The sequence below is a fragment of the Pirellulales bacterium genome, assembly GCA_035939775.1.
Taxonomy (GTDB): Bacteria; Planctomycetota; Planctomycetia; order Pirellulales; family DATAWG01; genus DASZFO01.
This window is the reverse complement of the sequence record DASZFO010000345.1, coordinates 1-26,070: the sequence shown is the minus strand read 5'-3', so window position 1 is coordinate 26,070 and position 26,070 is coordinate 1. Positions and strand designations below refer to the sequence as shown.

Genomic DNA, 26,070 nt, shown 5'->3' with positions numbered 1-26,070 from the left:
CGGTCGCTGAGTTTTTCGATTTCTTCCATTTCGTTTGGGGACAAGGACCGGCGCTGCGGAGTTCGGGGGCGACAGGGATGCCTGGGGACAAACGGCGGGTTGGCTTTGTGGAGCAGCTTGGGTGCATGTCCGCCAGATCGCAGGAGGATATGAAGTTCTGGCGCCGGCGAAACTGAACCTCTTTCTGGAGGTTCTCGATCGGCGCGACGATGGGTTTCATGAGATCGAAACGCTCATGGTTCCCGTCGGCTTGTTTGATAGTCTGTCTTTTCGAGAGGACTCGCGGGGACGGCTCAATCTCAAATGCCAATGGGCTTGCGGCTTGCAAAAGCACGTCGAGCCAGACGAATCAGGACGTTCGCCGGTCGTTGAGTGGGAAAAGTTGCCGGAGGGATATGACAACGTTGCGATGCGAGCCGTGGATCTGTTGCGGCGCCGTTCAGGGAGTTCTGCCGGCGCTTCGCTGCAACTGACCAAGCGGATTCCGTCCGCCGCCGGTCTAGGAGGCGGATCCAGCGATGCCGCTGCCGCTTTGATCGCAGCCAACCTGGCCTGGAAGCTCGGTTGGCCGATCGACCGCGTCAGCCAATTGGCTGGAGAAATCGGAAGCGACGTGCCGTTCTTTCTCGGCGCCGGGCCGGCGTTGTGCCAGGGGCGTGGGGAAAGGATTCAACCGATGACAGGCCTTCCATCGCTGGATTTCGTCGTGGCCGCGCCGCCCGAAGGGCTTTCGACCGCGGCCGTTTATGCGGAATGCCGGCCGGGCGATCCGCCGCGCACAGCCGACGGGCTGCTTACGGCGTTGCGCAGCGGCAACCGACGGCACTTGGCCGGCGCGGTTTTCAACCGCCTGGAGACGGCGGCCGGGCGCTTGTCTCCTTGGATCGAAACGATGCGCGCCGAGTTTTCCAAGCTGGATTGCATCGCGGCGCAAATGAGCGGCAGTGGGACGAGCTATTTCGGCATCTGCCGCAACGCCGGCCACGCCCGCCGCGCGGCGAGACGGCTGCGCAGCCGAGGATTCCAGCGCGTGTTTGCCGTGCGGTCACTGTGAGGAGTGCGATTCGGGAGGCCAAACGTTGCCACTTTCACGAGGAGAATGGCCGTGGAAATCACCGAAGTGCGGATCAAGTTGATGGAAGAGACGGGCGAGCGGCTGCAAGCGTTTTGCTCGATCACGTTCGACGATTGCTTTGTCATCCGGGATCTGAAGATCATCGAAGGGGCGAACGGTCCGTTCGTGGCCATGCCGAGCCGCAAGCTGACGGCGCACTGCCCGCAGTGCGGCTGCAAAAACCACCTCAAAGCCCCTCATTGCAACCAATGCGGCGCCCGCCTCAAGGAAGATCGGGCCGTCAAGGATGAGGAGGGCCGGACCAAGCTTTATGCCGACATCGCGCATCCAATCAACTCGGCCTGCCGCGAAATGATCCAAGACCGCGTGATCCGCGAGTTTCACGACGAGTTGGAGCGGGCCAAGTTGCCGGGCTACATGTCGCGGTATGACGACTTCGACCACGAAGAAGCTTTCGCCCAACCGCACCGCACCCCCCAAACCCAGCGCGCCGCAAAGCCGCAGCGCCGCGATTCTCCAAGCCATCGCCCACCGGAACGCGACGGTCATCAGCACGTCTACGTGCGCCCCGGCAGCGAGCCGGCGAGCCAAATCCAGCCGGCCGAACAACAACCCCGCCCGCCGCACAAGGTCGCCGCCCAGCAACCGGCGCCATCGATTCCATCCGCGCCAGCGGCCGCGAGCCGCGATGGCGCGGCCAGCGATATCCCGCCGAAGACCGAGGGGTTTGGGGCGGGGATCTTTTGATTCGCAGCGCCTAACAGATCCGACGGGGACTGTCCCCCTTTTTCGGAGTCCGCGGAGCAAAACGGGGACTGTCCCCTTCTCCCAGCCGGATTTTTTAGGCGATCTTACAATACGCGCCGATCGCAAGCGGGGCTATCCCTTCACTTTCTCCGCGATCGCGGTGAATTGCTCCAGGGCCGTCTGGAGATCGTCGGCGATTTCTTGGGCTAGTACGTCGGGGGCGGGGAGATCGTCGGAGTCTTCGAGGCTCGTGTCTTTGAGCCAGAAGATGTCGAGGTTCACCTTGTCGCGCTTCATCAATTCGTCGTAGTCGAACGACCGCCAGCGGCCTTCGGGGTTCTTCTCGGCATTCCACTTCGGCTTGCGCAGGTGTCGCTTGCCCGGCCGGTTGACGGCCGTGAACGTCTTGCCGCTGCCGGTCGCCATTTGGATGAGGGCGCGGGGACGGTTGGCGGCCAGCGACGTTTCGAGGTTCTGGATGCTCTCGATTTGCACGCGCCAGAGATGACCAGCCGCGAGCGGCGGCATTTCGCGAAGCCGAGTCCGCACCTGCTTATCGAGCTTGACGAGCCGGACCAGTTCCTCGGGGCGATGGAATGTGAACACGCCGCGGCTGCGGGCATTCGGCTCCAAGGCATTCGTGAATTGCGTGACCTCGCCGGTGGATTCGTAGGCGAAGGGGAGCGGCAGGCGGTAATTCGGCAGACCGGCGGGCAGACCGTCGAGATACTTGCCCGACTGCGTTTCGACGCCGGTGAGCGTGTGGCCGATGGGCTTGGCCTCGACCACGCCGATTGCTCGACCGTCGGCGTACAGCATGTAATCCGCTTCGCCGGTGGTCAGCGAGAACTCTCGGATCGCGACGCCCGGCGCCGCCGAGATGTTCATTTCGCGGCGACCCTGCACGCTCCAGCCGCATTGTTCAAGCTGCCGGTCGATCCGCTGGCGGGCTTCAGCTTCAGGGTCGAGTTGAGGCATTCTGGCCGCGGTCGAATGAGGCCGATCGAACTGCAGTCGGAATCATCTATCTTAACACGCGGCGGCCGTCAATTGTTGACTCTACGGCGTTTCCACTCGCCCGCGGTTGATGCAGTCGATCAACTGGCGGAGGCGGCCGAGGTTGCGGCGGTTGAAGTGGAAGGCCAGCCGCGGCAGGGCGATGACCGACGGTTCGTCGTGCTCTTCCCGCAGCGCGGTCGTCACTTCGAATTGGCCGTCGGTCAGAATGTCGGAGAAATGTTGGTTGAGCGACTCGACCAGTTCGGCGCTGGGATGCTGGGTGAGCCGGAAGACGAGGCGGTTCTTCACGTACCGCATGCTGTGATAGACGCGGAAGAATTGAAGGATTTCACCGACCGCCACGTCCAGCCGATCCGTGAGCTTGTAGAGATGCAAGTCTTCGGGCGAGATTAATTCGCGGGCCAGGAGCTGCTTCTCGACAAATCGCTGGAACTCCTGCCAGAAATCTCCGCCGGGCGCGTCGAGCATCACCACGGGAACCAACTCCCGCTTGCCGGTCTGCAGAAGCGTCAACACTTCGAGGCCTTCATCGAGCGTGCCGAAGCCGCCGGGCAAGAGGCACACTGCGTCGCACTCCTTGACGAACATCAGCTTGCGCGTGAAGAAGTACTTCATGTGCACGAGCTTCGGGTCGCCCGCGATGATCGCGTTCGACTGCTGCTCGAAGGGGAGCATGATGTTCAGGCCCATCGAGTTTTCGCGCCCCGCGCCAACGTGCCCGGCTTCCATAATCCCGCTGGCCGCCCCAGTGACGACGAGCCAGCCATTCTGGGCCATGCTGCGACCGAACTCGACTGCCTGTTGATAGCTGGGGTCGTGCGGCCGCGTCCGGGCGGAGCCGAAGATCGTGACTTTTCGCCGCGAGCGATAGGGGGTGAAGACCTTGAAGGCGTAGCGCAGCTCGCGGAGCGTGCGGCTCAAAATTTTCAAATCGCCTTGAGTCGTCTGGTCGGTCGCGAGCTTGTCGGCCGACTCTTTGATTTGGCCGATCAGATCGACGATCCGCTGACGCGGCAGCGGGGCGGGGAGTCCGTTCGATCCGGCATCGGGGGTTGGATCGGATAGTGAAAACGACGACGATGGATTATCGTTCACGCGCAGGACCTTTCAAGACGCCGCGGCTTAATTGCCGCATGAGCCTGCCCAATCGGCAAACTCAGCCTAATTATAGCCCACTCGGGCGCATCGCGCGTAGCGGAATTGGCCGGAGGTCACGCTCTGCGTGCCACCGATCGGCATGCACACCGTGCACTACGGAGTCGGTCGTCGCGTTGGGCGTGTGGTAGCGCGAGCATCTTGCTCCCGAAACCTGCGGCTGGAAACCGCAGATACGAAACTGCACTGCGGTGTGCGACTTTTATGCGTCGGCGTGAAGTCAAGCCGATGGCCGGCGGAAGTGCTGGTAGGCGAGCACGACTTCGTAGAGGTCGCTAGAAATCGTGATCTCATCGTCCTCGAAGTCGCGGAGCCAGGTGCGATTGCTCTCGACGGCGTCGGCCAAAAGGCGCAACACGTCGCCTAGCGGCACTGTCACTGTTTCGCGCGCGACGCTGGTTTCCGTGACCGAGGCGGTCGGTTCCGTTTGAGGGCCGTAGTAAACACGCAGACGGCGTTGTGCCATGGCAGACGCTTCCTTACGTCAGAGATGCATTGGCTTCATCGGGGGCACACCCAGGCGCGACCCGTTGTGGCGCGGAATCCTTTCGCGCGCCCGTTGCCCCGCCCTTCTTTCACGTGCGCCTAATATCGGCTGGAGCGGTCGCGCAAGTTTGGTCGTATTCCGTCAAGGTTGCGGATTTTTCGAAGCGAGAAATTGCTAGCATCGCTCGGTTGATTCTTGACAGCAGCTTCTAAACCAGCTTAGATTCTTGGTTTAGTGTCGAGGGGCAAGCGCGCTTCCCATGCACGGAAGCCGATTCCGGCAGTTCACGTCCCCTGGCGGCTTTTGGGTATTGGCAGACCGAGGTGCAGGCAGCGGACCCGTGGGGCACGCTTGGCGTGCCAGTCGCGGCGCGCAACGCAGCCTTTGGTATGCACGGCATGGCCCCACGCTGAAGACGGGGCAAACGCGGTTCAACACTTGGGCATGGGCTATACGACTACCATCGATCTGGCTTCCGTCGCCCACGCCCTCACTCTCCCCTTGGAACGTGTCGAGCACGTGGTGCGCTTGCTCGACGCCGGGAACACCGTTCCGTTCATCACGCGTTACCGCAAGGACCAAACCGGCGGGCTGGACGAAGAGCAGATTCGCCAGATCGAGGCCCGCGTCGGCCGCTTGCGGCTGTTGGCCGAGCGCAAGCAGACGATCCTCCGCTCGATCGAAGGGCAAGGCAAGCTGACTCCTGAATTGGCCGCGGCAATTGCAGCGGCCAACAGCACGAAGCGGCTCGAGGACCTCTATCTTCCTTTCAAGCCCAAGAAGCAATCGCTGGCCACTGTGGCGCGCGAGCGAAAGCTCGAGCCGCTCGCCCACGAAATCCTGAGCGGTTCTCTCGCCGCGGCCGATCTAGACCATCGGGCCAAAGATTTCATCGACCCGGATCATCAAGTCGCCACGGCCGCCGACGCGCTGCTCGGCGTCGGGCATATTTTGGCCGAGGATTTCAGCGAACGGGCCGAACTCCGCGAGCGGCTGCGGCGGATTCTCAAGCGCAGCGGAAAGCTCCTCAGCGCCAAGACCGAAATTGCCGACAAGCAGGGGAAGGAATTCCGCGACTATTTCGAATATCAAGAGCAGCTCTCGAAGATTCCCCCTCACCGCATTTTGGCCATCAATCGCGGCGAGAAGGCGAAGATGCTCCGCGTGCGAATCGACGCCGACGCGGAGGAACTCCAGCGCACGGCCGACGAGCTGCTCGTGCCAGCCGAGCATCCCCATGCTGATTTTTTGCGAGGTTGCGCCCGCGACGCGCTCGCGCGGCTAGTGCTGCCAAGTCTCGAGCGCGAGATTCGCCGCGAGATGACCGAGAGCGCGGAGACGCACGCGGTCGGCGTGTTCGCCAAGAACCTGCGCAACCTGCTGCTTCAGCCGCCGGTTCGCGGGCGGCGCGTGCTGGCGGTTGATCCGGGCTTCAAAAGCGGCTGCAAGCTGGCCGTGCTAGACGAATTCGGCAATCTGGTGGACCACAGCGTCGTCCATCTGATCGGCAAGGCGGAGAAGAAAGCCGAGGCCCGCGCAAAGTTGGTCGAGCTGATCAAGACGCACAACGTCTCCGCCGCGGCGCTGGGCAATGGCACGGCCTGCCGCGAGACCGAGCAGGTGATCGCCGAGCTGGTGGCCGATGAATTGAAAGACAGCGGCGTGGCGTATGTGATCGTCAACGAGGCGGGGGCGAGCGTCTATTCGACCAGCCCCATCGGCCGCGAAGAGTTTCCCAATTACGACGCGACGCTCCGCGGCGCGATCTCGATCGGCCGCCGCATGCAGGACCCGCTGAGCGAGTTGGTCAAGATCGACCCGGCGAACATCGGTGTTGGCCTGTATCAGCACGATGTGAAGGCGAAGCACTTGCGGACCTCGCTCGATGCGGTGGTCGAATCGTGCGTCAACTACGTTGGCGTCGATTTGAATACGGCCAGTCCCGCCCTGTTGAGATACGTCTCGGGGCTGAATCAATTGACGGCTCGCCGCGTTTACGATCATCGCACGGCCAACGGGCCCTTCAAGCGCCGCGAGCAGCTCAAGGAGATTGCCGGCTTCGGCGAGGCGACATTCGTGCAGGCGGCAGGGTTTTTGAGAATCGGCGATAGCGAAGATCCGCTCGATGGCACCTGGATCCATCCGGAAAGTTACGAGGCTGCCCGCCGCGTGCTCGAAAAATTGGGCTGTTCACCCGCCGAATTGACCAAGAGAGAGGCGATCGCCGAATTGGCCCAGAAGGCCGCCGCCCTCAATCTCGACTCTCTGGCGGCGGAGTTGAGCGTCGGCCCGCTGTTGCTCAAAGACATCGTTGCCCAATTGACGCGCCCCGGCCGCGATCCGCGAGAGGACTTGCCCGCGCCGATTTTCAAGCGCGGCATTCTCAAGCTCGAAGATCTGACCACCGGCATGGAACTCTTCGGCGCCGTGCTGAACGTCGTCGATTTCGGGGCTTTCGTGGATATCGGGCTGCACGATAGCGGCCTGGTGCACGTCAGCCAAATGGCTAGCCGCTTCGTGCGCGATCCGCACGAGGTCGTGGCGGTAGGCGATATCGTCAAGGTCTGGGTCCTGGAGATCGATAAGGGCCGGCGGCGCGTTTCGCTCACCATGATCGCTCCCGGCAGCCGGCGCGGCGACCCAGTGGCGGGCAAGCATCCCGCAAGCCAATCAGGTCAGCAGACCGAGCAAGCGGGTGAACCGCGCGGCGACGGGCGATCCCGGCGACCGCGCCGTCCGCCGCGCCCGACGCCCGCTGCGGCCGCTCACGACGCAGCCCCCGCCGGTGCCGAAAACGCGCCGTCCGATCCGGCGGCAATCGCGTCTGGCGGCCAATCCGCGGCGCCTCGGCAACCCCCGCAGCGCCCGCGATTCCAGCGTCCCGGCGGGCCACGAACACAGCACGGCGCTGCGCAGGCTAAGCCACACTACCGGCCCAAGCCAAAACCCGCGCCGCTGATTCCCATTACCGACGCGATGAAAAAAGGGAAAGAGCCGCTGCGAACCTTCGGCGATCTGAAGCAGTTCCTCGAGATCAAACCCGATGAACCCGAAATCGACCAAGAGACCGGCCCGCCGAGCGGCGACGAGCTAGCGGCAAGCGAGCAGTGACGAGCGGCTATTGCTGGCAAGTTGGGCACTCCGTGAGTGCCGTTTTGGCGATTGAATTATGGACTTCGAACAACGACTTCAGCGGGCCGTCGAGCGAGGCACGCGCGCGGCCGAGGCCAAGCGGCGCGTTGAGGCGGAGCAAGCCCTGAGCGAAGAGCAGCTCAAGCGGCTGCACTCTCAATACCGCCTGCAACTGTCGGAGTATATCGAGCGTTGCCTGGCGAAGCTCCCGCAATACTTTCCCGGCTTTCAATTCGAGACCGTCGTGAGCGACCGCGGCTGGGGGGCCGCCGTCAGCGTCGATGAATTGCAATTGGCCCGCGGTGGACGGCGGAGCACGTCGTTTAGCCGTCTGGAACTGGTCGTGGCCCCATTCAATTCGGCCCACGTGCTCGAACTCGCCGCGCGCGGGACCATCCACAACAAGGAAGTTTATCACCGCTCGCACTATCAACTCTTGGCGGAATTCCAATTGGAGCCGTTCGAGGGACTCGTCGACCTCTGGGTCCCTGAATTCGCCGAACTCTACGCGGGAAGCCGAGGCTGATTTACTCCGTCGGCGCGAGTGCGAAATCGCGCAGGGCGTCGATGGCGGCTAAGACATCGTCGCGAGAGATTTCTTGCCAGCCGGCGAATTTGTGGCGGAGGATCGCCAGTTTGAAGGCCTCGAAGGCTTCGCCCAAATCGTCCGGCATCTCCGCAAGATGAGCGAAAGGGCGATGCGGCTCGTCGGCCGACGAGTCCGCCGCGTCGTCCGAGTCATAAGATGCCTCGCCCGGTGCTCCGGCGTGTCTTGGTAAGGGGACCACGTCGGTCTCGACGGCGCTGCTGCTGGTCGCGGTTGAGGGACCCGGTTCGGTCGACGCGGTTTTCGATTCGCGGGTGTCGGCCGGATCGGAATCCTCGTCGATTGGATCGCTCGTTTGCTCTACCGCCGCGGGGAGGTCGGCTTCGATCGCCCCCAGCGTTTCCCATCGTTGGCGCCGCATCTCCGCAACCGACCAACCGCTTTGAGTTGCCCCTTCGAGCCACATCTCGGCGTCGCTCCAATCCAGGGCGCTTTGAAAATGGCTCCAATAGAGCGCCGTTATTTGCCCGCGAAGGCCGTCAAACCGCTCGTAAACGCGCCGCAGCCGCCCGACATGCTGGGCGGTAACGTTGCCCACCCACTGGCTCCAGGCTTCATCGGAATACTCGGAGTCGGGCGCCGCGGCGGCGACAAGGGCCTGTCGCCACTCGTGGATAATCCGCCCTTTTTCCCAATTGGTCGTGCTTACCAAGCGGTTCCATTGGCCGAGATACGTCACCGAGGTTTCGTCCGCGACGGCAGTAGTCATGGGCAAGTGCGAAGGAGAAAATCGATCTGCATGCCGCGCGAGACGTGGAAGCGCGACGAGAGGATTGATTGTAGCAGCCTTCTTCCCCGCGGCGACAAACGCGAAGCTGGCCGCGCGGCACCCACCCTGAAAAAATTCCTGAAAGGCGAAAAAACCGCGGCGGAATCCGTGCCTCGAAATGAGCGCGATCGAGCGTCGCGTCGCTCGGCGTTGGGGAAAACTTGTTGACGAGGACGCGGCGCGATGGCAGCGTCAGACCGGCGGGGCGGGCGCTGGGGCCAGTTCTTCCGCCAGGAATCCGCAGGTCTTGTGCGCGCCGTCGCAGAACGGCTTATTCGCCGAATGGCCGCAGCGGCACAGCGCCACCACCGGTTTATTGGCGGGAATCGGAAACGGATTCCCTTGATGGTCGGTGATCTGCAGCATCCCCTCGAGCGGTCCCACGGCCTCGATCACCATCGGTCCGTTGGGTCGCAAGCGAATTCTTATCTCGGCCATCACGAAACCTGCCTTGCCATTTGGAAGCTTGCCGAATCAAGCTCTCTTTTAGCAAGTCGCCGCTACAATGCAAGTCGTCGGTTACTTTCACTTCCGCTCTTTCGCCGCGGACGGTGTCGAGGGGGGCGTTGCCGCTGCGGGGGCCGAGGGGGTCAGAGCACGCCGGAAGACGAAGTAGGCCTGCATCCTTGTCTCGGGGAATTCCCCCCGGCCCGCGCCGAAGCGCGCAGGATCCGTGGTGCTGAAATAAAATGTGTGATCGGCTTCCGGCGGTGCGGCGAACGCCGGTTTTGCGAGGGTTGCATTCTCCGAACCGCCACGCGCGCCGGCCGCATTCTGCTGCTGCAGATTCACTCCGCCGCCGATCGCAGCGCCCGCCTTCAGTGAAGCGTCGGTGGCCAGGGGAGCATCGATGGTCTTCTGCTTTTCCTCCACCGGCACTTGCACGATCGCGGCTTCGGCATCGGTGGGCAAGCTCTGGAGTCGCAGCGCGAAGCCGCGCGTTTGCGGCTTCTCCTTCGTCTCGTCGGTCGGGACGGCGGGCATCGCGGGTTCCGCCGGCTTACCAGCGCGATTCTCGGCAAATCCCGAATCGGCGGCCGCCGCGCGCCCTGCGGACGTTTCGCCGAATGCCTGCGGCGATCCCCGAGCGTCTTTCGGAGAATTCAGCGTTCGACCAGCAGCGGCCGGCGATGAGGCAGGAGCCATCGGTACTGCGGCCGCCGGCGGTACTGCGGCAGCAGGCGGCGCTGTGGCAGCCGACTTACTCGTTTCCGGAGCGACTCGCTTGAAATCGCGAAATGCTCCCCTGGCAGGTCCGTTAGTTGACAATGCGTCGGAATCCTGATCGCTCAGCTTCGAGTCGCTCGACTGCTTGCGAGCAGGCGCATGCGGCGTAGGCGCCGATTCGGCCTGCCCAGCGGAATCGTTGCGTCCAAGCTCGCGCAATTCGCCCTTGTCCGCCCCAGCGCCGCGCCCTTCGAACTCGACTCCGTTGCCCAACTGCGGTCGCACGGCCTCGCCGCCACTTCGGGCTGCATGTTCGTCGTAGCCAAATGTCGAGATTGCATTCGTCGAAGAGATCGGAGCGGCGACGATTGTCACCGAACCAAATACCTTGGGGTCGGCCTCGAGCCCGTACACCAATTCCTTGATCTGATCCGTCGTCCCTTCGACAAGGATGACCTCCACGCGCTTTTCCTCCCCCTTGGCAAGCTTCCGTTCTGAGGATGGTTCAACCCCGAGCCCGACCGGCCGCTGCTCGATCGATTTGGTCAGCTTCTTGTTCGACTCGTCTAACTGCTCGCGCGGCTTTTCGGTCGCCGCATAGCTGTCAGCAGCGGACAGGTCCGAGACATCTGCCGCGTCTCTCCATTCGATGTCGCTCTTCAATAGGAGACGCTCGAAGGTTCGCTCGGCCACTTCCGGCGCCGAGACGCATTGGGCGACGACCATGCCGCCAACGATCGGCACGTTTCGCTGCAGCGACTCTTTCGCTGCGATCGAACGGGTCGCCGGCAAGCCGCCCCCGAGAGACTCGTCTTCCTTGCCAGTGACTTTCTGCCCCGGCAAATACGGCCCAGTGGCAGGTCGTTCCGATGCATGCTGAAGTGCTGGTGATTTCGGTAACGTCTCGGGAACGATCTGTACCTTCAAATTGTCTATCTCCGCCTGACCGCCTTCGCGCTTCGCTCCGGCGTTGGATACGCCTCCCGCCAAGCCCCTGCGGCTTCCCAGACCGCCGACCGCAGTCGAGCCGATCGCGGGCTCGGGCTTACTGCTCGAGGGCTCAGGCCCGATGCCGCTTCGATATTCAAGGCCTTCCGATCTTGATTTGTCCGACGGCGCTACCGGCGCACCTGCGCCGTCGCGCGCTAGCGACTCGCGGTCGAGCGCAACTTCGTGCTCTTTTTCGGCTTCGACCTGATCTTTCACCGCCAGCGGACTTTTCTTCGGTGAATCGGACGAACCTCGCGGCGAAACCTTGCCTTCCGGCAGAGCGATGTGACTTGAAGGGTTTGTGACTTCCGCAAGTTTCCGTTCCTTAGAACGATCCGGGCCGCCGACCACGATCAAGATCGCCACGGCGATCGCCACGGCGGCATAGATCAGCGGACGCAAAGCGCGGCGCTTCCAATCGCGCGGAGAGCGCGCCAATTTCGCCGGTCGAGTCGCCGGAACCGACTGCGTGCCGGACGGCGCGCCGCCGTTCGACCCCGATAGTCCGGCGTCCTCTGACGCGAGCATTTCGCGCTCGGCTCGGCGCAAGACCTGATCGGCGAAGTCCGCTTCCAGCTTGTGGCGGGGCAAGAGATCGAGGCTGCCGCGCAGTGCGCGCAGCTCTTCAACCAACTGCCGCAACTCGGCACTTTCGGCCAGCCGCTCCTCGAAGCGGCCTTGCTCGTCGGCCGACAGCTCGCCGTCGAGATAAGCGCTGATCCGTTCGTCGTCGTACAAGGGGTTGTTCATGATTCGCATCTCGCGCCGATCGCTTGTCGGCGGCGGTGATCCGAGGGGCTTCGGCCACTCGGCTCGTTACGCCAATCGGCTTGTCGCCCTCAAAGTTCTTCTTCCTGGAGGACTTCCTTCAACTGCTCGCGCAGTTCCAATCGGGCCCTGTGCAGCCGGCTCCGCACGGTGCCGACCGGCAGCTCGAGGACCTCGGCGATCGTGTCGTAGCACAGGCCGTCCATCTCGCGCAGCACCAACACGGTCCGATGTTCTTCGCTCATGGCGGCCAGAGCGGCTTGCACCTGGCCGACGCGCTCCTGCCGTTCCAATCGCTCAGAGGGCGCCCCATCGCGGGCGATCGGTTCCCGCCCCGACGCTTCGCGCGTCTGTTCGACCGAAACCATCGGCTTCCACCTGCGCCGCCGGCTGATCGCCAAGTTAAATGCGATGCGATAGAGCCACGTATAAAACGCTGAAGCGCGATGAAACGAGGCCAGTTTCACGAACGCCTGGACAAACGCGTCTTGGGCCACGTCGCGGGCTTCATCAGCCGAACCGATCACGTGGACTAGCGCGTTGTACAAGCGGTCTTGATACTTGGTCACCAACTGCCCAAACGCCACCGATTGGCCAGCCAAGGCGTCGTCGATGAGTTGAGCGTCGTCGTTCACAACCGCTCCAGATTTGAGACGTGAAAGGTGCTGGAAAAGTTCCCTGCGGCGGCTGGCCAAGGCGAATTGCCCCTATGTTGGTCTCGGCTAGCGGGCGAATTGTTCAGGCGACGGCGGGGGGAATATCGCCGTCGGCTCCCGTCGAATCCAGTCCCTCCTCCGGCAAATCGCTCCCGTCCAGCCGTGGCCGGCGGAGAATCAGGAACGCCCACAACCCAATCGCCCCCACAAACATCATTACGCTCAAAAACTGCGATATGGTCAGCGACGCCGTGCCGAACGGCAATGGAATCATCTTCGGTTCGTCGGTCCGGATGGATTCCAACAAGAAACGCGCGATCGGATGCACCGTGAGCATCAGCGCCAGCACCTCCCCATCCCGCCGGCGGAACGGGTCAAACGCCAACAGCAATAGGCAAAGAAGCACGGCGTCCAGCGCGCTGTAGAGCTGCGTCGGATGCACGGGCAGGCTCTTGGCCGGGAGATCGTTGGGCCGCGTAATCGCCCACACGACCGGCTTCTCGCGGTCTTCCGTGTAGACGACGATCTTGGTCCCTTCTCCCTTGATCGCCATCAATGCTCGCTCGGCGGCGCCCAGCGTGGCGTCGGGCTCCGCGTCGGCGGCTTGCCCGGTCTTTTCAGGATCGGCTTTGGGATAGAGCAAGACTTGCGATTTCGCGTCGCTCGTCGGCTGCTCGTATATCTGTACGATCTTCTCATCGGCTTGCAGTCCGGCCTTGTCCGCGTCGGAATCGGGCTCGACGGCGGAGATTGTCGCACCGGCCTTGTCCGGCTTGCCGCGAAACGCCAGTCCGTGCAGATAGAGCTGACCGTTTTCGATCTGCCGCATGTACGGAGGCGATTGCTCGGGGAATTTCACGGCCCAGGGCAAGTCTTCGGCCACGCTGCCGAAGCAGCAGCCGTTCAGAAAGCAGCCGATCCGCCCGATGCCGAGGCCGAGCGCCATGCTGGGGGCGATGACGTCGGCAATTCGGAGCATCGGCTGATTGCGGTGCCGGAGCCAGAACAGCAGACCGGCCACGCCGCCGCCGATCAGCGCTCCGTAGATCACCAGGCCTCCTTGGGCGATGTTGAGCGCGGCCTTGAGCGTGCCGGCGAAATCGAATTGGCCATGTGAATCCGTGCGATAGAACTGTTGGCCCCAATACTCGAACACGTAAAACAACCGGGCGCCGATGATCCCGCCGATAAACAGCCAGAGGGCCAGATTGAAGATGAGTTCGACGTCGATACCGCGCTTTCTCGCCCGGCGCACGGCGAGCCACACGCCCGCCACCACGCCGAGCAGCACCATCACGCCGTAGCCGCGGATCGGCAGACCGGCGTCTTTGATTAGCAGGCTCGGCAGATAAAAGCAAATCGCGGCGCCCACGAGCGCAAGCATCCCCATCGCGCTCAGCACGTCGCCGCTGATGCCTTGCCGGTAGACGAGCCGGCCCAGAACAATCACGGCGATCACCGCCCAAATGATGAATAGCAGTCCGAGCGGACCGAACAGGGGAATGCCGAACAGATGATCGGGGATGTAGAAGAGGGTTTGGAGCATGAGATGGGCGGGCGAAAGGGTGATTGATTGGCGGAGCGAAATGACTAATGTCGAATGACGAATGTCTAACGAATGACGAAGCACGAATGTCGAAGATCCGCTGCGACAGGACGAATCGCACGCTCAGATCGAGCGCCTTCGTCATTTAGACATTCGTCATTCTTTCGTCATTCGGATTTCGTCATTCGTCATTCCCAGTTGATGATCTCGTTGTCGATCAGTCTCGTTGTTCCGACTCGGGCTGCGACAAGAGCGACGACCGTGCCCGCGACGTGGCTGACCTCCTCTAGCGTATCAGGATCGACGAGCGTTGCATAATCCAGGCCGACGCAGGGTTCGGATTCGATCATTTTTCGCATGTCGGCGGCGATCGGCCGGGCCTCGCGCTCTCCCTGGCCCACTCGATCGGCCGCCAACCGCAGGCTCCGCGAGAGGACCAGTGCTCCGCGGCGGTCGGCGGCACTCAAATAGGCGTTGCGCGAACTGAGCGCCAATCCGTCGGGTTCGCGAATGGTCGGGCAAATGCGAATCTCGATCGGCACGTTCAAATCGGCAACCATCCGGCGGATGACGACTGACTGTTGATAGTCCTTTTGGCCGAAATAAGCCCGATCGGCCGGCGCGAGATTGAATAGCTTGAGCACGATCGTGGCTACGCCGCGAAAATGGCCCGGTCGAATCGCCCCTTCCCATCGCCGCGTAATTCCACCGACATCGACGAACGTCGCGTGCCCCGCCGGATACATTTCCTCCGTTGTCGGGGCAAAGACCAAATCGGTCCCGGTTGGCGCGAGCAGCGCGAGATCGTTTTCGAGTTGCCGCGGATAGCGCGAAAAGTCCTCGTTCGGGCCGAATTGCGTCGGATTGACGAAGATCGTCACCACGGTCCGCCGGCACTCCTCGGCCGAACGGACGACCAAGCTTATGTGCCCAGCGTGAAGCGCCCCCATCGTCGGCACGAGCCCGACCGACTCGCCGGCCGCCCGCCAGCCGAGGACTTGCCGGTGAAGGTCGTCGCCGCGCGTGATGATGGGAAGGGTGGGCATGCGATTTTGGATTTTGGATTTGCGATTTTGGATTGGGGCGCGCTGCCGGATGCCGCACTCAGCCGTTGGAGTTCCGCCTTCAGGCGGCGATGCGACCAACAGTGCAAGCCGAACTAATTCGTTTCACTGCATCGCCTGAATCGCCGCGACAAGTTCCTCTCGCGCCTCATCCGGCTTCGTCCCGTCAAGCCGAAGCACCGGTCCTCGTCTCGGCGTGGCCACGCGCACTAGAAGCAACTCGCGGTATCGAGCCAACCACTCGAGCGTCAGCCAGCTTGGACACCAGCCACCCCGTTCATTAATTCGCTGCAATGACACTTCCGGCGGCACATCCAACAAAACAAGCAATTTCGGCTTTGTGACTTCGGCAACAATCCCATGGTACTCGTCGAGGTACTTGGCCAGCCAATCGTGCGGCAGCGCCAATTCAGCCATGCAAATTGACTGTTCCAACCAATAATCACTAATCAAATCCGGAGGTGGACGGATGCGATCTTCGGCTAACTGGTCCGCACGTCGTCTCAATAATTGGCGATCAAAAGCTAAACTGGCGCTCTCGCGCGGCGATTTTGCATTCCAATCTAGGGCGACTGGATCTGCCATCACTTGGTGATTAACAGCGGCCGCAACAGTGTTGGCCAGCGCTGTCTTTCCGGCGGCAATCGGTCCGGCGGTTGCGGCAACGTATTCGGCGATCCGAACTCTCCGCAGGCGACGGTACTGTATATGATCGCGAAGTGCAGCAAGCGTCCAGCCGACCGTTGGATGTCGCATCGAAGGCGCAATTTCGGCCGCCGGCTCAAGAACGAACCTGCGAAAGGTCATTCGAGGATGCGGCACAACGAGCCGCGGAGTATCGATCACTTCTTCACCGTATAGCAAGAGATCGAGATCGAGCGTTCGCGCTGCCCATCGCCCCTCGCGAGTTCGCCCCGCAGCCGTTTCGATTCGCTCAAGCTCCTCGGCCAATTGCTCGGGAGAAAGCGACGTGTCAACGAGCACGGCGCCGTTGAGGAAATCGGCTTGTCCCTTCGGGCCGCCGACCGGTCGCGTCTCATGCCAGCGGCTCTTGGAAACAAGCCGAATGCCAGGCTGGAGCGACAACTGCGCGACGGCATCGTTCAGAATTCGCTCTCGGTCTCCCAGATTCGAGCCCAGAGCTATGAGCGCGGCGGCCATCAATCAAGTGTACATGTCGCGCTCCTCGCGAGGCAAATCCCTCACCGCGGAGCGCGACGAGCACACGTCACTTCGACCACCCCTACACTGGCAAAAAGCATGGGGGGGACATCCATTTCCCGACTTTCGTCGTTAACAGTCGATCCATTCGGTCGCGCTCCCCCAAGCGAAATCGCCGCAAAAATACGCTGCCCAACCGCAACGCCTTGCCATTCGCTCGAACCGTCGAGGCCCTCATCGCCAACAAAGCCGCCGCGCGTCCGGGGCGATACTTCAATCGGCAGCAACGCAAGAACCTCGCTCGGCGCGCAGCCGCGCTCCCCAATCGATCCGCCTGGATCTTTTCCCGTTGCCTGGAATTCCTCGTGAGGGTTCGTGGACTAATCGCTGTCCACTACCCTGCCACCGTGAAACCGGTGAAGTTGAATCGCCAAAATCAAAGTGCTCGTCAACAACGCGCAAACTCAAAACGACATTTTGCTGTGCGTCGCCGAATTGTCAAGCAACAATTCAGGCAAGTTTTTTTCGCGCGCCGAATCGCTCTTGTTTTTTTCCGAACACGCGTTCTCAAAAGTGCTAGCACTCCGGCGCGCCGCGAACGAAGAACGCACATTGCAGAACAAAGAATGCCGTGCGCAACCACCGGACGTGACGACAGAAAACATCGAAGCGTTGAACGGGAGATAACGGAGGAAACGGAGAACTAGTCGCTCTGTTCTCTCAGTTTGCTCCAGTTCAATTCGCTCTGTGTTGGATCGGGACGACCGCAATCAGCGCGTCGTCAGAGGCGAATTGGAAGCGCTCTTCGCGGGCCGGGAAGCGGTCTTCACGGATTTGACGGCGGGTTTCGTGGCGGTTGAATACTCGATCGCCTGTATTGGCGCCATCGGCCGCGGGCCGTGCCAGGGGTAGTTGAAGACCTCGCGATAATCGTACGGCACCGCGTAGTTGCCCGGATAGAATGCGGCGCAGTCCTTCAGCAGCCACACGGGCGTATACTGCGGGCAGCCGAACAGACCGACGTGATAGTAGATGCCGCCAGCCGGCGAAGGATACATCGTCGAATATTCGCAGCTCGCCGGCTGCCACGGTTGGGCGGCGGCGACTGCGGCCGGAGTCGGCGCCGGCAGCGGTTCGCCCGAGTTGGCGCACGCTCCGGCCATCAACAACATGGAAACCACGGCTGCTTGCATCACTTGGTCCTTCAAGTGGCCGGAATTCGACAGAATTGCAACTCCCGCTCTGGCCGTTCCTGCGGCCAGAATAGCCCATCGTATTGCTATTATCGGCAGTTCTGGTGCAGTGGCTTTAATCAGACCTGCAAACGCTCCGGCTTTCCCAAACCGCCGGGGCGATGGCTTGAGAATCGTGGCTCGGAAGCTGAACGCCGCGACTTTGCCGATTGTTTTGAGATTGCCGGGTTCGGCAACCGAAGAAACCGAAGAGTCGAATTCCACCAAACAATCCAACGAAGAATCAACAGCATGAATGCTGAAGAGGAATCGGTTCTCCGCTTGATGCGGGAAGACAACCTTCGGGCCGGATTCCCCTTCGCTCCGCGGGGCGTGTGGGAGAAGCTCTGCCACGACTTCGACGCGAATTTTCGCGTGCATGGCGTGCCCAGGGAGGACATCGCGTATTTCAATCAGAGCTTTTCGCAATCGCCCCCCGGCAATCCGCGTTATCACCGGTACGCCGTCTACATGTTGTACCGCCTCATCAAGCAGCGCGATGCCAGCGATCTGCTGGGCCGATTCGACTTGAGCAGCGACACGGGTTACGAAATCGCGATCGACGGCCGCCGGTATTCGTGGGATACGCTGATCTCGCTCGACACGATCCTTTCGATCGCCGAGGCCGACCCTGGGATTCTGACGGACCGCCGCGTCGTGGCCGATTTGGGGAGCGGCTGGGGACGGATCGGCTATGTGCTCAAGCGAATCAATCCGCGCGTCTCGTATTTGTTGCTTGACCTGCCGGAAATCCTGATGATTTCGATGGCGGTTTTGCCGCGGCTGTTGCCGGCCGAATCGACGAGCCTTTACGCGGAATTTCGAGCGATGCCGGCCCTGACGAAATCCATGCTCTTGCAAAAGGGGCTGTGGTTCGCCGGCAGCCAAGACCTGTTGAAAGTCGCCGACGGCGCGATCGACGTATTCATCAACGTGGCCAGCTTTCAGGAAATGAAGCTCGCGCAGGTGCGGACTTATTTCGACTTGATCGATCGAAAGGTCTCGGGGATTTTTTACACGCAGCAATACGTCGTCGTTTCCGACGCCCAGCGTCCGTATAACGCGATCGGCGGCTTGGAGCAATACCCGTTCAAGTCCCAATGGACGGAGCACTTCAAGCGCTACACGACCTTCTCCGAACGATTCTTCGAGGCCGGCTTCGGCGTCAATCAAAGTTCCCGACCAGTTTGCCCGTTGCCGACGCTGCCGGCATCGGTTCCCGTGCCCTTGCTCCAAGCTACGACGGCGGTAATCTAAGATCACCTAAGCGCGATCCTCAGCGAGCGCCGCCAAGCGCTGGTCGATTTGATCGAGCCGGGCGAGCAGTTCGGCTTGGCGGGCTTCCTCGGGTAGCGGCCGCTTGGCGATGAAGGAAACGACGCCGCTCGGCTCGAGCACGGCCCGCTCGACGTCGCCTAGGCTGGCGAAGCCTTGCTTGTGCGCGGCGCTTTGCAGCTCGGCGAGCGTCATCAACTCGCTTCGGAGACGATCCATGCGGACCTTGCCGTCTTTGATGAGCACGTCCGGCTCACCCTCGATCAGACGGTCGAGCTTGTCGTGCGTGTAGAGGAAGCGGACGACCAGGGCGTTGGTCAGCAAGAGCGCGCTCGCCCCGATCACGCCGCCGCTAAGCGAATTGTCGTTGCCGATGATGGCGTTCTGCACGGTGTTCGAGATCGTCAGCAGCACCACCAAATCGAACGCGTTGAGTTGCGCCATCTCGCGCTTGCCGGCCAGCCGCAGGCCGACAATCAAGAAGCAATACACGAGGATCGGCCGGATGATCTTCTCCAATAACGGCACATCGAGGACAAACACATTATGCAGAATCGTGTCGAGCATGGCTGGGCCTCGTATGGGAGCGATGAAACGCTCGCATTATGGCCGAACCAAGAGGCGATTTGCGAGATCGAAGAGTGAGAGAGCGAGAATGAAGGGCCGCTGATTGCGCTCCAGCTTGCCACTCGTCACTTACCGCTCGCCAGGCCATCGAGCGCGGGAACATTGCGCGAGATGCAGTGCAGCGCGCCGCGCTTGGTGATGAGCTTCGAGCAATCGATGCCGACGATTTTCCAGTCGGGCAGGGCCTCGTGAAACACGTTTAACGCGACCTTGTCCAAGTCGGGATCGGTGTCCGGGTATTGCGGCACGAGCACGACTCCGTTGGCGTAGATCACGTTGGTGTAAGTGCGCCAATTGCCGTCTTTATGGCTGGGCATCGGGATGCGAATCAGGTCCATGGGGCCGTCTTTCGTCGGCTCGCCCTTCAGCACGGCCGCGTTTTGATCGAGGATCTCGGCGTTGACTTTGTCATCTTCCGAGCGGTAGAAGCCAAGAATCGCTTTGTTGCGAGCGCAGAGAGTGACGAACATATCGGCATGGCCGGTCGGCTCGTCTTCGAGCGGATTGAGATGGACCCACCGCGTAAAGTGAAAATGCTCGAAGAGCAACTCGCCGATCCGCTTGGCGTCATAGCCGCGGCGTTCGTTGCCCGAGCCGAGCTTCGTGGTGGAAACGCACAGGCCGCCGCCGTTGGATGTCAGATTGCCACCTTCGAGAGTCAAATGGCAATGGTCATAGTGCATCCGAAAGGTCGCGGCAAACGCCACGGCGAAACTGTCCTCGAGGTCCCGATTCTGCTCGGGATAGGTGAAATCGACGACGGTCGTATGGTCGCCGACGACGAAGAACGGGGCGTAATCGCGAACCCACATCGCCTCGACCGGCCATTCGAAAAAGTCGATGGCGTCCTCGGGCAGTCGATTGTCCTTCAGCAGTGAAACAGTCTTCGCCCGTTGGTCGTCGTCGGCCACGACGCCGATGATCTTGATTCGGTCATGAATCGCCGCCACGATCTGGGCCAGGGTCTGCGGATGAAATTGGATCAATTCATTGACGCCGAGAATCAGCGCTGCTTGATGCTCGAACTCTCCCTGGATGCGCCCTTCGGTCTTGACGTCGGCAATCGGCCAGACGCGCTCCGAGACGCCTCGATCCGAAGGGGGATTCGACGAGTCAGCCTGGGCGCCGCGGAAACCCTCGACCCGAATCCCGGCGAAAAAACCGGCGGATGCGAGGAAAGTTCCGCAGACCAACAGCAACGCAGTGGATTGCCTCTTCAACATGGTGGGCCCGATTCTGGGAGTGTTCCGACTCCCGACGCAATCGTCCACGCAAAAACTGGATGATTCAGTATTAACCCCGGATTTTAGTCTCGGTTTCGGATGTTTCTACTAAATCTGTGGGAATTCTTATTGTTGCCGGCAAATCGTGAGAATTCGATCCCGCCAGCTAGGGAGAGAGCCTTAACGCACCGAGGACTCCGAGGGTTTTGAACTACCCCGCCGGACGCTATTCTTATAGCACCCGTCGGCCGATTGCGGAGGCAGGTCAGATTTTTAGCCTGATGCCGAGCAATATGCGGGCACTGAGTCAGCCGGAAAGCCCTAAACACGCAACCATGACCGATCTCTTGCGCCAAGAAATCGCTGCCGCCGCCCACACGATCGTGGTGAAAGTAGGAACGCGCATCCTCACCACATCGGAAGGGCAATTGGACCAAGCCCGCGTCGCAACGCTAGCCGAGGAATTGCACCAGGTCATGCAGGCCGGCCGGCGCGTGGCGCTCGTCAGCTCCGGCGCCGTCGGTGCGGGAATGGGGCGATTGGCCTTGAAAAAACGTCCGACCGATTTGGCCGAATTGCAAGCGGTGGCCGCGGTTGGGCAAACGAGCCTCGTCGAGGCCTACGACCGGACGCTGCGCAGCCACGGCCGCCATGCCGCGCAAATCCTTTTGATCGCCGACGATCTCGACAATCGCACCCGCTATCTCAACATCCGCAACACGATCGTCACGCTGATGAAATTCGGCGCCGTGCCGATCATCAACGAGAACGACACGGTCAGCGTGGAGGAGCTGCAAACCACTTTCGGCGACAACGATCGACTGGCCGCGATGGTCACCAACTTGATCCGCGCGCCGCTCTTGGTGCTGCTCTCGGATGTCGAAGGGCTATATGACGGGGATCCGGCGGATCCGGCGGCGCGGGTGGTCCCGACGGTGACTCAACTCGACGAATCGATCTGGTCGCTCGTCCGCGATCGGGCCACCGGCGTGAGCAAAGGGGGCATGGCGAGCAAGCTCGAAGCGGCCCGCGTCGCCACCTCCACCGGAGAAAACGTGATCATCGCCAGCGGCAAGCAGCCGGGCAACTTGATGCGAATCTTGGCCGGAGACGTGGTCGGCACGCTCTTCGTCGCTCAAGCAGAATCGATCCCCTCGTGGAAGCGCTGGATCGGTTTCACGGCCCAGCCGCGCGGCAAGCTGCTCCTCGACGACGGGGCGCGGCAAGCGGTCGAGACCAAGGGGAGCAGCCTGCTGGCAATCGGCATCGTCGATGCCCAGGGAACGTTTCGAAAAGGGGATGTCGTGGCGCTATGCGATCGCGGCGGCCGAGAGTTCGCCCGCGGGCTGACCAACTACTCCGTCGCCGATGTGACGCGAATCAAAGGACTGAAGACCGATCAAATCGCCGCCGCTCTCGGACACTGCCCTTATCAAGAGGTGATCCATCGCGACAATTTGGCGACGGGGATCGGGACCCGAGGCCAGGGAGGGTGAATGTCGAATGCCTAATGACGAATGCCTGAAGAAGCACGGATGGCGAATGACGAGTCGCACGACGTTGGTCAATCTCATTCGTCATTCGAGCTTCGTCATTCATTAGAGATTCGTCATTAGACATTCGTCGTTCTTTCCGCACTGGCGAGTATTTAGTCGATCGAGAACGGATTTGTCGTGTCCGAGTACGTTTGGGAAATCTTGATCATCCTGGTCTTGATCTTGGCCAACGGATTCTTTAGCGCGGCCGAAATCGCGGTGATCGCCTCGCGCCGCGGCCGATTGCAACGGCAGGCAGAAGAAGGAGACAAGCGGGCTCGGCAAGCGCTGGAGTTGGCCAACGATCCGGGCCGGTTCCTGCCGACGGTGCAAGTCGGGATCACGCTGATCGGCACGTTCACAGCCACATTTGGCGGCGCCAGCCTGGTGCATGAGCTGGCCGCGTATCTCGAGCACGTTCCCGTGCCGCTCATCGCCAATAACGCGCACGGCGCTGCAATCGTGATTGTGGGGCTGGGAATCACGTTGGCGACGCTGGTGCTCGGCGAATTGGTTCCCAAGCGCTTGGCGCTGCGTCGCGCCGAGCAATTTGCCCGCTTCGCTGCACCGCTTCTGACCGTCTTGTCGCGGATCGGGCGGCCGGCGGTTTGGCTGATGAGTTCGGCGACGAACGCCGTCCTGATGTTGGCCGCCTCGGATGCGAAGGCGGAGCCGACCGTCTCGGTCGCCGACATCGAGCATATGATCGACACCGGAACGGCCGAAGGAGTGCTCGAGGCCGTCGAGAAGAAAGTGGCGGTCGAGGCCTTGCGGCTCGGCGAGCGGACGGTGCGCGACGTCATGCGCCCGCGGATCGACCTCGATGCTCTCGACGCCGACACGCCGGCCGACGAGGTGATGGGAGCCGTCGCCATGGCCGGCTTCTCGCGGCTGCCGGTCTATGAGCGCGATCTCGACCACATCGTCGGGTTCGTCCACATCAAGGACATATTTCTTCAGCAATATCTTGGCCGGCCGATCGAATTGCGAAGGCTATTGCACCCGGCCCTGTTCGTGCCCGAGACGATGCCGCTCGATCGGCTGCTTGAGCTGTTTCAAGAGAAGCACAATCAACTGGCGGTCGTGCTCGATGAATACGGCGGCACCGAGGGGATGGTCACACTCGAAGACGTGCTCGAAGAGCTGGTCGGCGAAATCCGCGACGAGCATCGCCGCGAAAAGACCGACCTGTTCGTCGAGCGGGCCGCGAACACCTGGCTCGTCGACGGCATGGTGAGCGTGAGCGATCTGATCGAGCGGCTCAAGATTCGCAATGCCGAGGGATCGGAGTCGCGCGGCTTCAGCACGATCTCCGGGCTGATTCTCGATCAACTCGGCCGCATCCCGTCGGTCGGCGATTCCACCGATTGGAACGACCTCCACCTCGAAGTAGTCCACATGGACGGCCAGCGGATTGACCAGATACTCGTGCAACGAAAGAATCCAGACGGAGCCGCCGATTTAGGACCGACGAGCGTCGAATGACAAAAAGTAGGGTGCGCCGAGTCCGCGCAGACGCACCAGGGAGCGCTCTAAGTCCGCGACAGGTTCCGCTGCGTCTGCGCCGAGCCTTGATGCACCCTACGGCTCCGACCGGATCGCCAGCGCACGTCAAGTCTTTTCAATTCACGGGTTTGGCCGCCAACTCGCGGACGTGATCCAACAGCATTTGCGGGTCGTCGAGATGGGCTTGCTGAAGATGAAGCGAAAGGAGTTCGGCAACGGCGTCGCGGCGAAGGCGGGCGAGGTAATTATGGAGCAGCTCTTGCCGCGGTGGATCGGTTTCCAACAGCAAATGGACCCAGGCCCAGGACTCGGCATATTCAGTGCGGCTCATCTCGGCAACCGATTTTAGGGCTTCCAGGCGACGGATATCGGGATGCCATCGGCCGGCCGCGGAGCCAGACATCAAGTCGTCGATATTGATGCGATGATAACCGTGCTGGCCGCGCGGCACCTCGAAGAATTCGGCCAGCCCCTCGTCGAGCCAGAGGGGCAGATTCGGCAGCATCGAGTGCAGGTAGCCGTGGGTCACTTCGTGGCGCAAATCGACGGCGACGTTTTCGCCCCAATGCGCGTAAACGCTCAGCCTGGTATCAGTCTCGACGAAGAAGGCCCGCCGCTCGGGAAATTGCGGAAACCGGCTATGTATGAATGCACTATATCGCTCGCCGTCTTCAAACAAATAGACATGGATCGGCTCGTCGGATGTGGGGACCCCCAACTTCCCGCTCACGTCCATCCGCAGGGCGTTGACCTCCTGCAGCAAGCGATGCTGGCTGGGAATCTCGAAATTGCTGTGGATCACAAGTTGATCGAGCCGGATGTTGGCGCGATCCGGCAGCTCTGGATGCGCACTGCGCCACGCGGCGCAGCCGCAACAGGTCACCGCGAAGCCGAGCAGCCCCCACGCCAATGCCCGCATCAAAAGCCCTCCATGGCCGACGATAAAGCGGGGGATTCTAGCAATCCGGGCGAAGCGCCGGAAGGCCGAGTGGCCAGCATCGCGCGGCAAGTCGTGGCCGACGCTGCTAGCGTCGGCCTCGAGCCTCGTGATACGGCTTGCCGGATTCGTAGAGCTTGACACGCTCGCGCAGTTCGGTGGCCAAATCCCCTTTTTCTTGTTTGGAGGCGATATCGAGCGCTTGTTTGGCCGATTCGACAGCTCTTGGGAATTGCCCCGTTTCGGCATATGCCGCGGCCAGAGTGCCAATCACCGCTGGATCGGGTTTCTCGGACAGCTTGACCGCCCGCTTCGCTAAGTCCACCGCCTCCGCGCCGTTGCGAGTCGCGGCGTCATCACTGGTCGCGAGTGCCCAGGCCAGCGCGCGAAGGTAGTCTACTTGCTTCGGCTCGAGCCGGCTCGCCTCGCGCCAATGCCGTTCCGCCTCGGCGATTTGCCCGCGGCTGTAGAAGATCATGCCGAGGTTGTAGTGCGCGTCGGCATGGTCGGGCTTGAGTTCGAGCGCCTTGTTGAAATGAACGATCGCTTCGTTATACTTTCCCTGTCGCGCCAAGACGCCGGCCAGATTATTGTGCGCTTCGGGATAGTCGGGCTCGACGGCGAGCGCAATCTTGAATTGCTCGATCGCGGCGTCGGCCTGGCCGCTCTTGCGAAGGCAATTGGCCAGATCGAAATGCGTTTTCGCGTTCTCGGGATCGATTTTCAGGAGCCGATCGTAAAGGTCGACGGCCTCGGAGTATTTGCCTTGCTCGGTCAACGCGGCGGCCAGGAGGTCAAGCGCGTACTTATGTTCCGGCTTGAGTTCCAGCGCGCGGCGGTAATGGGGCAGCGCTTCTTCGAATTTGTGCTGCTTGGTGAGCGCCAAGCCGAGATTGCTTTCCGCATCGGCATAGTCGCGCTCCAATTCCAGCGCCCGCTTGCAGTGCTCCATCGCTTCGTCGATCTTGCCCTGGTCCAATAACTGCACGGCCAGATTGTTATGGGCTCGGGCGTTGTCGGGATTCTTTTCCAGCACGTCCCGCCAAATGGCAGCGCCGGTGCTGTAATCTTCGTTCCGCCGAAGCGTACCCCACCCCAGGCCGACAAGCGCCGCCACGAGCAAGCATATCGGCACGGCCCATCGCCGCATGGTTGATTCGCCTTCCGTCGGCGACCAGCGGAGCACGAGCCGGTCCCAGATCGCGAATCCGCCAATGACCACGATGGCCGCGATTGCGGCGAGCGGCAGATACATGCGATGGTCGAACGCGGCATCGCGAATCGGCACGAAGCTCGATGTCGGCGCGAGGATCACGAAGAACGACGCCCCCAGAGAGCCGACCGCGAGATTCTTGTGCAGCCCCCAGATCGTCAAGCCGAGAAGCGCGATA

At 61.7% G+C, this 26,070-nt stretch carries 24 protein-coding genes; 9 read left to right on the top strand and 15 right to left on the bottom strand.

All coding sequences use genetic code 11. From position 1 onward, the window contains the following. Positions 1-121: 121 nt before the first annotated feature. Both ispE and VGY55_22090 read left to right on the top strand, forming a co-directional pair. Positions 122-1,054, top strand: coding sequence for a 4-(cytidine 5'-diphospho)-2-C-methyl-D-erythritol kinase (ispE, locus tag VGY55_22095; GenBank protein ID HEV2972675.1), 933 nt, complete (start codon positions 122-124; stop codon positions 1,052-1,054). Positions 1,055-1,105: 51 nt separating this feature from the next. Continuing rightward, positions 1,106-1,822 (top strand): septation protein SpoVG family protein, encoded by a 717-nt coding sequence (locus tag VGY55_22090; protein HEV2972674.1) that lies wholly within the window; start codon positions 1,106-1,108, stop codon positions 1,820-1,822. Between the two features lie 132 nt (positions 1,823-1,954). On the opposite strand, the gene VGY55_22085 is transcribed toward VGY55_22090, so the two are convergent. The 3 genes from VGY55_22085 to VGY55_22075 form a co-directional block, all read right to left on the bottom strand. Further along, complete coding sequence (locus tag VGY55_22085; protein HEV2972673.1) at positions 1,955-2,800, bottom strand: DEAD/DEAH box helicase family protein; 846 nt, start codon at positions 2,798-2,800, stop codon at positions 1,955-1,957. A gap of 81 nt (positions 2,801-2,881) precedes the next feature. Beyond that, positions 2,882-3,937 carry an LOG family protein gene (locus VGY55_22080; protein HEV2972672.1) on the bottom strand — a complete coding sequence of 352 codons (1,056 nt, stop codon included), beginning with the start codon at positions 3,935-3,937 and terminating at the stop codon, positions 2,882-2,884. A gap of 280 nt (positions 3,938-4,217) precedes the next feature. Next, the gene (locus VGY55_22075; protein HEV2972671.1) at positions 4,218-4,463 is read right to left on the bottom strand and encodes a hypothetical protein; all 246 of its coding nucleotides are present in this window, start codon (positions 4,461-4,463) and stop codon (positions 4,218-4,220) included. A 465-nt stretch (positions 4,464-4,928) separates the two neighbouring features. Between VGY55_22075 and VGY55_22070 the strand changes: the two genes are divergently transcribed. Next, on the top strand, positions 4,929-7,595 hold the full coding sequence (locus tag VGY55_22070; protein ID HEV2972670.1) for a Tex-like N-terminal domain-containing protein: 2,667 nt from the start codon (positions 4,929-4,931) through the stop codon (positions 7,593-7,595). Positions 7,596-7,653: 58 nt separating this feature from the next. Beyond that, positions 7,654-8,142: a hypothetical protein gene (locus VGY55_22065; protein HEV2972669.1), complete on the top strand. Its 489-nt coding sequence runs from the start codon at positions 7,654-7,656 to the stop codon at positions 8,140-8,142. A gap of 1 nt (position 8,143) precedes the next feature. Here VGY55_22065 and VGY55_22060 read toward each other — a convergent pair whose 3' ends face one another. The 7 genes from VGY55_22060 to folK form a co-directional block, all read right to left on the bottom strand. Beyond that, entirely contained in the window at positions 8,144-8,932 is a 789-nt protein-coding gene (locus VGY55_22060) for a hypothetical protein (protein ID HEV2972668.1), read from the bottom strand. 252 nt (positions 8,933-9,184) lie between these two features. Further along, on the bottom strand, positions 9,185-9,430 hold the full coding sequence (locus VGY55_22055) for a CDGSH iron-sulfur domain-containing protein (GenBank protein HEV2972667.1): 246 nt from the start codon (positions 9,428-9,430) through the stop codon (positions 9,185-9,187). Positions 9,431-9,517: 87 nt separating this feature from the next. Further along, a complete protein-coding gene (locus tag VGY55_22050) occupies positions 9,518-11,899 on the bottom strand; it encodes a hypothetical protein (GenBank protein ID HEV2972666.1) in 2,382 nt (793 codons plus the stop codon). An 89-nt stretch (positions 11,900-11,988) separates the two neighbouring features. After that, positions 11,989-12,552 carry a sigma-70 family RNA polymerase sigma factor gene (locus VGY55_22045; GenBank protein ID HEV2972665.1) on the bottom strand — a complete coding sequence of 188 codons (564 nt, stop codon included), beginning with the start codon at positions 12,550-12,552 and terminating at the stop codon, positions 11,989-11,991. A 103-nt stretch (positions 12,553-12,655) separates the two neighbouring features. Beyond that, a complete protein-coding gene (locus VGY55_22040; GenBank protein ID HEV2972664.1) occupies positions 12,656-14,119 on the bottom strand; it encodes a prolipoprotein diacylglyceryl transferase family protein in 1,464 nt (487 codons plus the stop codon). Positions 14,120-14,307: 188 nt separating this feature from the next. Then, positions 14,308-15,165, bottom strand: a complete 858-nt coding sequence (panC, locus tag VGY55_22035; GenBank protein HEV2972663.1) for a pantoate--beta-alanine ligase — start codon at positions 15,163-15,165, stop codon at positions 14,308-14,310. A 123-nt stretch (positions 15,166-15,288) separates the two neighbouring features. After that, entirely contained in the window at positions 15,289-16,344 is a 1,056-nt protein-coding gene (gene folK / locus VGY55_22030) for a 2-amino-4-hydroxy-6-hydroxymethyldihydropteridine diphosphokinase (protein HEV2972662.1), read from the bottom strand. A gap of 441 nt (positions 16,345-16,785) precedes the next feature. Here folK and VGY55_22025 point away from each other — a divergent pair, with 441 nt between their 5' ends. Continuing rightward, positions 16,786-17,031, top strand: a complete 246-nt coding sequence (locus VGY55_22025; GenBank protein HEV2972661.1) for a hypothetical protein — start codon at positions 16,786-16,788, stop codon at positions 17,029-17,031. An 83-nt stretch (positions 17,032-17,114) separates the two neighbouring features. On the opposite strand, the gene VGY55_22020 is transcribed toward VGY55_22025, so the two are convergent. Then, on the bottom strand, positions 17,115-17,537 hold the full coding sequence (locus VGY55_22020) for a hypothetical protein (GenBank protein ID HEV2972660.1): 423 nt from the start codon (positions 17,535-17,537) through the stop codon (positions 17,115-17,117). On the opposite strand from VGY55_22020, the gene VGY55_22015 reads away from it, so the two are divergent. Next, positions 17,515-17,832 carry a hypothetical protein gene (locus VGY55_22015; protein ID HEV2972659.1) on the top strand — a complete coding sequence of 106 codons (318 nt, stop codon included), beginning with the start codon at positions 17,515-17,517 and terminating at the stop codon, positions 17,830-17,832. The genes VGY55_22020 and VGY55_22015 overlap by 23 nt on opposite strands. After that, positions 17,829-18,833: a putative sugar O-methyltransferase gene (locus VGY55_22010; GenBank protein ID HEV2972658.1), complete on the top strand. Its 1,005-nt coding sequence runs from the start codon at positions 17,829-17,831 to the stop codon at positions 18,831-18,833. Before VGY55_22015 ends, VGY55_22010 begins: the two co-directional genes overlap by 4 nt. Positions 18,834-18,839: 6 nt before the next feature. Here the strand turns inward: VGY55_22010 and VGY55_22005 are convergent, their stop codons facing one another. Continuing rightward, positions 18,840-19,418, bottom strand: coding sequence for a YetF domain-containing protein (locus tag VGY55_22005; protein ID HEV2972657.1), 579 nt, complete (start codon positions 19,416-19,418; stop codon positions 18,840-18,842). Positions 19,419-19,543: 125 nt separating this feature from the next. After that, positions 19,544-20,701, bottom strand: a complete 1,158-nt coding sequence (locus VGY55_22000) for an agmatine deiminase family protein (GenBank protein ID HEV2972656.1) — start codon at positions 20,699-20,701, stop codon at positions 19,544-19,546. A 335-nt stretch (positions 20,702-21,036) separates the two neighbouring features. Here VGY55_22000 and proB point away from each other — a divergent pair, with 335 nt between their 5' ends. Next, positions 21,037-22,197 carry a glutamate 5-kinase gene (gene proB / locus VGY55_21995; GenBank protein ID HEV2972655.1) on the top strand — a complete coding sequence of 387 codons (1,161 nt, stop codon included), beginning with the start codon at positions 21,037-21,039 and terminating at the stop codon, positions 22,195-22,197. 177 nt (positions 22,198-22,374) lie between these two features. Then, entirely contained in the window at positions 22,375-23,721 is a 1,347-nt protein-coding gene (locus VGY55_21990) for a hemolysin family protein (GenBank protein ID HEV2972654.1), read from the top strand. A gap of 136 nt (positions 23,722-23,857) precedes the next feature. On the opposite strand, the gene VGY55_21985 is transcribed toward VGY55_21990, so the two are convergent. After that, complete coding sequence (locus VGY55_21985) at positions 23,858-24,661, bottom strand: DUF1570 domain-containing protein (GenBank protein ID HEV2972653.1); 804 nt, start codon at positions 24,659-24,661, stop codon at positions 23,858-23,860. A 106-nt stretch (positions 24,662-24,767) separates the two neighbouring features. Continuing rightward, positions 24,768-26,070, bottom strand: a 1,303-nt coding sequence (locus tag VGY55_21980) for a tetratricopeptide repeat protein (GenBank protein HEV2972652.1), incomplete at its 5' end; no start/stop codon positions are given.

Bases quoted from the DNA above. Each gene is read 5' to 3' on its own strand.
- VGY55_22010 (HEV2972658.1), top strand. From the start codon at position 17,829: ATGAATGCTGAAGAGGAATCGGTTCTCCGCTTGATGCGGGAAGACAAC.
- VGY55_22050 (HEV2972666.1), bottom strand. From the start codon at position 11,899: ATGAACAACCCCTTGTACGACGACGAACGGATCAGCGCTTATCTCGAC.
- panC (HEV2972663.1), bottom strand. From the start codon at position 15,165: ATGCCCACCCTTCCCATCATCACGCGCGGCGACGACCTTCACCGGCAA.
- proB (HEV2972655.1), top strand. From the start codon at position 21,037: ATGACCGATCTCTTGCGCCAAGAAATCGCTGCCGCCGCCCACACGATC.
- VGY55_22015 (HEV2972659.1), top strand. From the start codon at position 17,515: ATGGAAACCACGGCTGCTTGCATCACTTGGTCCTTCAAGTGGCCGGAA.
- VGY55_22040 (HEV2972664.1), bottom strand. From the start codon at position 14,119: ATGCTCCAAACCCTCTTCTACATCCCCGATCATCTGTTCGGCATTCCC.
- VGY55_21985 (HEV2972653.1), bottom strand. From the start codon at position 24,661: ATGCGGGCATTGGCGTGGGGGCTGCTCGGCTTCGCGGTGACCTGTTGC.
- VGY55_22020 (HEV2972660.1), bottom strand. From the start codon at position 17,537: ATGCAAGCAGCCGTGGTTTCCATGTTGTTGATGGCCGGAGCGTGCGCC.
- VGY55_22060 (HEV2972668.1), bottom strand. From the start codon at position 8,932: ATGACTACTGCCGTCGCGGACGAAACCTCGGTGACGTATCTCGGCCAA.
- VGY55_22005 (HEV2972657.1), bottom strand. From the start codon at position 19,418: ATGCTCGACACGATTCTGCATAATGTGTTTGTCCTCGATGTGCCGTTA.
- VGY55_22055 (HEV2972667.1), bottom strand. From the start codon at position 9,430: ATGGCCGAGATAAGAATTCGCTTGCGACCCAACGGACCGATGGTGATC.
- VGY55_22000 (HEV2972656.1), bottom strand. From the start codon at position 20,701: ATGTTGAAGAGGCAATCCACTGCGTTGCTGTTGGTCTGCGGAACTTTC.
- VGY55_22070 (HEV2972670.1), top strand. From the start codon at position 4,929: ATGGGCTATACGACTACCATCGATCTGGCTTCCGTCGCCCACGCCCTC.
- VGY55_22065 (HEV2972669.1), top strand. From the start codon at position 7,654: ATGGACTTCGAACAACGACTTCAGCGGGCCGTCGAGCGAGGCACGCGC.
- VGY55_22075 (HEV2972671.1), bottom strand. From the start codon at position 4,463: ATGGCACAACGCCGTCTGCGTGTTTACTACGGCCCTCAAACGGAACCG.
- VGY55_22085 (HEV2972673.1), bottom strand. From the start codon at position 2,800: ATGCCTCAACTCGACCCTGAAGCTGAAGCCCGCCAGCGGATCGACCGG.
- folK (HEV2972662.1), bottom strand. From the start codon at position 16,344: ATGGCCGCCGCGCTCATAGCTCTGGGCTCGAATCTGGGAGACCGAGAG.